This window comes from Kitasatospora sp. NPDC086801 (assembly GCF_044745805.1).
Taxonomy (GTDB): Bacteria; Actinomycetota; Actinomycetes; order Streptomycetales; family Streptomycetaceae; genus Kitasatospora.
On record NZ_JBIVAX010000059.1, the window covers coordinates 33,673 to 39,672 of the forward strand.

Consider the following 6,000-nt stretch of genomic DNA (forward strand, 5'->3'; position numbering starts at 1 on the left):
TGACCTTGCCGCCGAGGGTCCGGCACGGACTCCCGGCCGGAGCCTCGCACTTCGGGCATTCATGATGTTCTACCGCAGATGCTGCCTGATCGGGCGTCAGATCCATGGCGAAAGTCTCTCAGAAGTGCTTCGCAGAACGCCGGACTTTTGAGGGGCGTTCTGCGAGACCCAACCCGGATAAACCGCACCCGATCTCGGCCTCTCGCAGAACTCGCACATCTGATCATTTCTGCGAATCACCCACCGTTACGACCGCTACTTTCCGCTACCTGCCCCCTGCTCGTAGCTTCGCGAGCGCCGCACGGACGTTCAGGTGCGCAAGTACATCGATGCCGCCCGCGAGGGGTGCCCGGGCTCATGCCACTGCAGGGTGGTTCGCCGAAACGGATTCGGGACCTCGACGTGACCGGTGTACTGGATCGTTGCGCCCTGGCGGGGAGTCAGGAAGGGTGCCTGCGGACAGCCGTGCGGTTGCGAGATGATCCCGTGGTGTGGTGGATCCGCCGCTGGCACGTAGGGAAACGGGGAGAAGTGGCGTCTTCCACGGTCGGGCGCATCCTGCCGACGGTGACGGCAGAGCGGTTCCAGCGGGCTGCCGAGCACGCTCTTGGCTATGTGCGTCGATCGGTGGGGGCGGGCGGAGCACCGTCGGTGAGGCTGTCCCTCGATCCCGGGTTCGAGCGGAGTTTCACCGGGGCCCAGGCGCGTGGGCTGCTCAGTGAGCACTTCGGCATGGATCCGGGATTCGACCTGAGTGGGGAGGGGTTCTCGGCGATGGTGTCGCTGATGCTCCTCGCCTCGCCCGCGCGCGGTGGAGACGACGATGGGCTGGTCACGCGGCTGGCCGTGCAGGTGGAGACATGTCGGTGGCTGGGCCGGTACCGGTTCTTCCCCGGCGCGGGCGGTCTGCCGGCGGACACCGACTGCACGGCGATGGCGACCGGTGCCCTGTACGAGCACGGCCTGCTCCCGGGCGCGAACCTGGAACGAGGAGCGCGGGAACTCCTGCGGGCGGCAGCCCCGAGCGCCGCAGATCCCCGGCTGCCCGGCCCCGGGGACCAGGATGGCCTGCACCATCGGGTCCTCATGGTCTATTGGGAGGATGATGAGGAGCCCGCGACACTGCGCCGCGGGCACAAGCGCGACGCTGTCGCCTGCGCCAACGCCCTCTTCACCCTCCACCTGGCCAACCGTCCGGCCACCGGGCACACCCGGGAGGTCATGGATGCCACGACGCGCTACCTCACCGACCACCTGACCTCCGGGCGCTACCTGGCCGGCACCCGCTACTACCCCTCCCCGGACGCGTTCCTGTACGCGGTCTCCCGTCTGTGCGCACGGTTTCCGCGGAGCCTGCAGGCCCTGACCGCCTGCGTGCGCGAAGCCGTTGGGGAACGGGCGGCCGACGCCGCCCCTCCAGTGCCCGGCCGGACGCCCGGCGGCGCGCTGGACACCGCCCTGCGGACGCTGGCCGCCGACAACCTCGCCATCACCACCGGCCAGGACCAACGCCGGACGCTCCTGGCCCAAACCCAGCGCCCGGACGGCTCCTGGCCCGCCAGTGCCTACTACCGGATGGGCCGCTTCCCCGTGTACTTCGGCTCGTCCTACCTGACCACCGTGTTCGCGATGACCGCACTACGACCGCCCCACACCGGCGAGCCCCGCCACCGCCCGCACCCTCCCACCAGCGAGGCGACCCGATGACCCAGCCCCCCGCAACTCCCGACGTGCACGACTTCGGCATCCCCATCCCCGACCGAATCCACCCACAGGCCGGCCCCATCGGCGACCGACTCCTCACCTGGGCCGCCCGTCTCGGCCTGACCACCGATGCCCGTGACGAAGCCCGGCTGCGCGGTGCCGGCTTCCACCTGGTGGCCGCCCGCATCCTGCCCGACGCCCTGGAAGAGGACGTCGAGCTCTTCGCCCAGTGGGTGACCTGGCTCCTGCACCTCGACGACGAGCAGGACGAAGGCGCCATGGGCCGCTCGCCCGAGACCGTGCACGCCACCTACGCCGCCATCACCGCCGTCATCGAGGACCAGCCCGTCCCCCATGCCAACGGCGTGCCGGCGGTGACCGCACTGGCCGACTTCTGGCCCCGCACCGCCGAGGGCATGTCCAACGCCTGGCGCCGACGCATCCTGGCGCACATCCACCGCCACCGCGACGCCTTCCTCACCCAGACCGCCCACCGCCGCAACGCCACCGTGCCAACCCCCCAGGCCTACCCGGCCCTGCGACGGGACGCCAACGGCATGTTCATGTTCGACCTGGTGGAGGTCGCCTACCGCACCGAGATCCCCCCGCCCCTGGCCGCCACCACCAGCTGGATCAAGCTGTGCGTGGCCTCCAGCGACATCACCGCCTGGTGCAACGACGTCTTCTCGCTACGCCGCGAGACGGCCAACAACGAGCCCACCAACTACGTCACCGTCCTGCGCCACGCCCGGGCCTGCAGCGAGCAGACCGCCGTGGAGCAGGTTGGTGCACGCATCGCACGCCGACTGCGCGACCTCGACGAAGCCGAGGACGCCTTCCTCGCCGAGGCGCACCGACTGGAGCCCGGGGCGCCCCTGGACCTGGACCGCCTCCACCAGGTCGTCCGCGGCATCCGCGACATGCCCGGCACAAACCTGGGCTGGATGCTTGCCTCCGGGCGCTACCAGTAGCAGCCCGTCGGGTATCGGCCCCGAAGAGCTCCACCTGGCGACGACCGCCGAGCTGAGGAGACGAGGCTTCCGTGAAAGCCAGGCGGTGGGAGAACACCAGCTCCCGGCAGCCAAGGATCTCGTCTGATTGGATCCATGCATCCGCCCTCGGATGCCGAGCGCAAAACCATGCACATGACAGGTGCGTGGCGCTGCCTTTCCGCGAATCTGCTGACCTCGGTGGGGGCAGCCTGGAAAGATCCAAGGGACCGCCAACCCCCTGGAAGGAAGTACCCCCATGACATTGGACAAGGACGCCATCCTCGATGCTGTCGGCAAGCTCACCGTTCTGGACCTGAACGACTTGGTCAAGTCGTTCGAGGAGAAGTCGACACTCCCATCACGGAGGTGACTTCGGACGACCCTTCTCAGGCGGTCGCCGAACTCGCCGAGGAGTAGCCACCGGGCCCGCCCCGTGCTTAGTGGTCACCGCTGGAAGTCCTTCGGGGGTTGATCACGCTGCCAGGGCGATGGAGGATTCTTCTTGGCGGTCGGCGAATGTGTGTCGGTCGAGCCTGGCCAGCAGATCGTCCAGGTCGGAGGTGGTGAACTTCCACTGGAACGGCTGTGCCGTGGCGTTGTAGCGGTCTTCGAACCTTCGGAGCCGGTCCCTGACCTCAGCCAGGTCCGTGAAGTCGTTGGGTTGGACGACCTTGCGCTGGACGATCGAGAAGAAGATCTCGATCTGGTTCGTCCAGGACGCGTGTACGGGGGTGTGGACCATGACCGCGTTCGGAAACGCCTTGGTCAGGCGATCGATGGCTCTCTTCCCCCTGTGCGAGGAGCCGTTGTCCACGACCCAGAAGACGCGTCTCGCGCTGGCGTAGGGCTCGGTGGTCATGACCTGGGCGACCAGGTTCATGAAGGGCTCGATGCCGGTGGCGGGCTCGCAGCGGCCGAAGACTTTCGCCTGGTGGACGTCGTAGGCGGCGAGGTATGCGAGCGCACCGCCGCGGCTGTACTCGTGGTTGACCCGCATCGCCCTGGCCACGCCTGGGGCCAGGGTCGGGTGGCAGCGGCAGCGGGCCTGGATCGAGGTCTTCTCGTCGTTGGAGACCACGTACTCGTCCGCGCCGAGGGCTTCGCCGTCGCATGTTCGGTGGTACAGGTCAAGGACGCGCTGGGCTTTGGCGCGGAAGTCCGGGTCCCGGATGAAGATCCACGACCGGTACTGCCAGGGCTTGAGTGCGTCTTGTCGCAACCAGCGGCGCACGGTGGATGTGGAGACGCTGTCGGTGATGCCGCGCGCGGTCAACTCCTTGGCCAGCTCCGGGCACGACCATCGTGACAGCGGGACCCCGGTCTCGGCCGGGAGCTGGCAGGCCAGGGCCTTGGCCTCGGCGACCTGCACGGGGGTGAAACGGGCCGGTCGCCCGGAGCGCTTGCGGTCGGCCAGAGCCGGCAGCCCGCCGGCGGCGAAGCGGCCCCGCCAAGTGCGCACCGTGTCCAGGTGCAGCCGGGTTTCGTGGGCGATGCGGGCATTGGAGCGGCCCCGGGCCGCGTGCAGCACGACCTGCGCGCGCATCCGGGTCTGGTGGGCGGTCTTGTGGCCATAAGCCGCCTTCTTCAGCTGGTGGCGCTCAGCGGCGGTCAGCACGATCGGGCAAGCGGCGGCAACGAGCATCGAGGGCAGGCCGATCACGAGAAATGGATCATGTCGGTCCGCAGCCTGCCGTAGTCGGGCCGACCCCGTGGACAACATCCATCCGGCGGGCCGGAGGGCTCAGATCTGATTGTTCGGGTGCCGTGCGTTCCAGGCGGCCATGAGGGCTTCCCGTTGGTTGCTGAGGGTCACCACTTCGTTCGGGAGGGCTGGCGCGAAGATGTCGACGGTCTGGGAAGTGGCGCTGCCGGGGTCCAGCGGGCGAATGTACGCCATCCGCCCGTTGGTGAACTGCCTCAGCTGCCCGGATGGGTGCACGTTGGGTCGGGCTCCCTGGCAGCACAGACGGCGGTCCTGACGTTCCAGTAGCATCCGGGCCTGCATGAGGCAGTCCAGGTAGTCCGAGCCGCTGATCTCGGTGCGCGAGTCACTGTCGAGGAGAGCGATGACGGCCTTCGAGGGTTGACCGAGGTAGACGGTGACCTGGCGGGCAACGCCGTTCGGTTCCACGGTTTGAAGCGTGATCTCTTCGCTCCACCTCGTCTGCGGCTCCCCGTCCTGTGCGGCGATCTCGTGCTCCTGTCCATGAGTCATAGCGCCATGATCGTCGCTTTCGGGAACGGGCGGCAAGGCTTCACTGGGCTAGCAGTCCTGCGACCCTCACCCCCGCAGGCCCAGGCCCCGAGTCAACCCCCGAAGGACTTACGGGCGCGACCACTTAGCCGAATGCAACACACCTCGCACCTATCTACACGGGAGACCATGTCATGGCCATGAACAGCAACGACACACCGGGCATGCAAGCACTCGCCATTACCGCCACCGTCCCCCGCGAAATCCTCGACAATGTCCTGGCCACGCTCAACTTCATCCTCCCCGGCGCAAACGTCGAGGTGGGGTAGCCCGATTGATGTCGAGCCCTCGGCGCGGCTGTCAGGGTGGGAAGCACCCGCCCGCCACGCCGAGTAGGCCAGCGGCCGGCCCTGGTCGCGCAGGGTGCCAGAGGCGCAGCCCCGCCGAGCGCGGTTAAGTAACAAGCTCACCCCACCAGACCCCCTTGACACCGGGCCCCTCCGCCGGAGGGGCTCAGTCGGGCCCGGTTGTCAAAGAGCCTGCATCCGCACGCCAATACAGCGAGCAAGTACATGCGCTTGCATGGATCGGGGCGAGATGTCGCCGATCTTCGAGAACAACAACATGGTGACGCAACGTCATGCCATGATCCACCAAGGTGGGCAACAGGCCGACTGGACGGAGGGCATACAGATGTCAGATGAGACGCCACCCAACACGGTTGTCTACTTCGAACCCACGAGCTCCCTGGTTTCCTCGGGCAGCTACGTCGAGATCGCGAATAGCACGGGTTTCATGAACGCCTTCCCTCAACGGCACGCCATCATCGAAGGGCACACCGACTCAGTCGGCACCGACGAGGAGAACCAGAGGCTCAGCAAGCGGCGCGCGGACGCTGTGAAGGCACTCATGGTCAAGGGTGGCATCGCCCCGGACCGGCTGCAGGCTGTCGGTTACGGGGAGGCAAAGCCTGTCAGCTCCGATCCCGCCAAGAACAGGCGAGTCGAGATCGTCTTCTAGGCCGTGTCCTGCCGATCACTTGAGTCGTTGATACGACTATGGGGAGTAGGGGTGATCTGACTGACGGCCAGTGGGAGCGGCTTCGGCCGC

The 6,000-nt window shown here is 67.5% G+C and carries 7 protein-coding genes; 5 read left to right on the forward strand and 2 right to left on the reverse strand.

Annotated features, from left to right (window positions below; all coding sequences use genetic code 11):
- Positions 1-732: 732 nt before the first annotated feature.
- The 3 genes from ACIPLC_RS35570 (at position 733) to ACIPLC_RS35580 (ending at position 3,066) form a co-directional block, all read left to right on the forward strand.
- Positions 733-1,707 carry a hypothetical protein gene (locus tag ACIPLC_RS35570; protein WP_400477188.1) on the forward strand — a complete coding sequence of 325 codons (975 nt, stop codon included), beginning with the start codon at positions 733-735 and terminating at the stop codon, positions 1,705-1,707.
- Positions 1,704-2,675 (forward strand): terpene synthase family protein, encoded by a 972-nt coding sequence (locus ACIPLC_RS35575; protein WP_400477189.1) that lies wholly within the window; start codon positions 1,704-1,706, stop codon positions 2,673-2,675. Before ACIPLC_RS35570 ends, ACIPLC_RS35575 begins: the two co-directional genes overlap by 4 nt.
- 277 nt (positions 2,676-2,952) lie before the next feature.
- Complete coding sequence (locus tag ACIPLC_RS35580) at positions 2,953-3,066, forward strand: hypothetical protein (protein WP_400477190.1); 114 nt, start codon at positions 2,953-2,955, stop codon at positions 3,064-3,066.
- Positions 3,067-3,168: 102 nt separating this feature from the next.
- On the opposite strand, the gene ACIPLC_RS35585 is transcribed toward ACIPLC_RS35580, so the two are convergent.
- Both ACIPLC_RS35585 and ACIPLC_RS35590 read right to left on the reverse strand, forming a co-directional pair.
- A complete protein-coding gene (locus ACIPLC_RS35585) occupies positions 3,169-4,356 on the reverse strand; it encodes an IS630 family transposase (protein WP_400477191.1) in 1,188 nt (395 codons plus the stop codon).
- Positions 4,357-4,437: 81 nt separating this feature from the next.
- Positions 4,438-4,911, reverse strand: coding sequence for a hypothetical protein (locus tag ACIPLC_RS35590; protein WP_400477192.1), 474 nt, complete (start codon positions 4,909-4,911; stop codon positions 4,438-4,440).
- 173 nt (positions 4,912-5,084) lie between these two features.
- Here ACIPLC_RS35590 and ACIPLC_RS35595 point away from each other — a divergent pair, with 173 nt between their 5' ends.
- Both ACIPLC_RS35595 and ACIPLC_RS35600 read left to right on the forward strand, forming a co-directional pair.
- A complete protein-coding gene (locus tag ACIPLC_RS35595; protein WP_400477193.1) occupies positions 5,085-5,219 on the forward strand; it encodes a hypothetical protein in 135 nt (44 codons plus the stop codon).
- 268 nt (positions 5,220-5,487) lie between these two features.
- Positions 5,488-5,910 carry an OmpA family protein gene (locus tag ACIPLC_RS35600; protein ID WP_400477194.1) on the forward strand — a complete coding sequence of 141 codons (423 nt, stop codon included), beginning with the start codon at positions 5,488-5,490 and terminating at the stop codon, positions 5,908-5,910.
- The last annotated feature ends 90 nt before the right edge of the window (positions 5,911-6,000 follow it).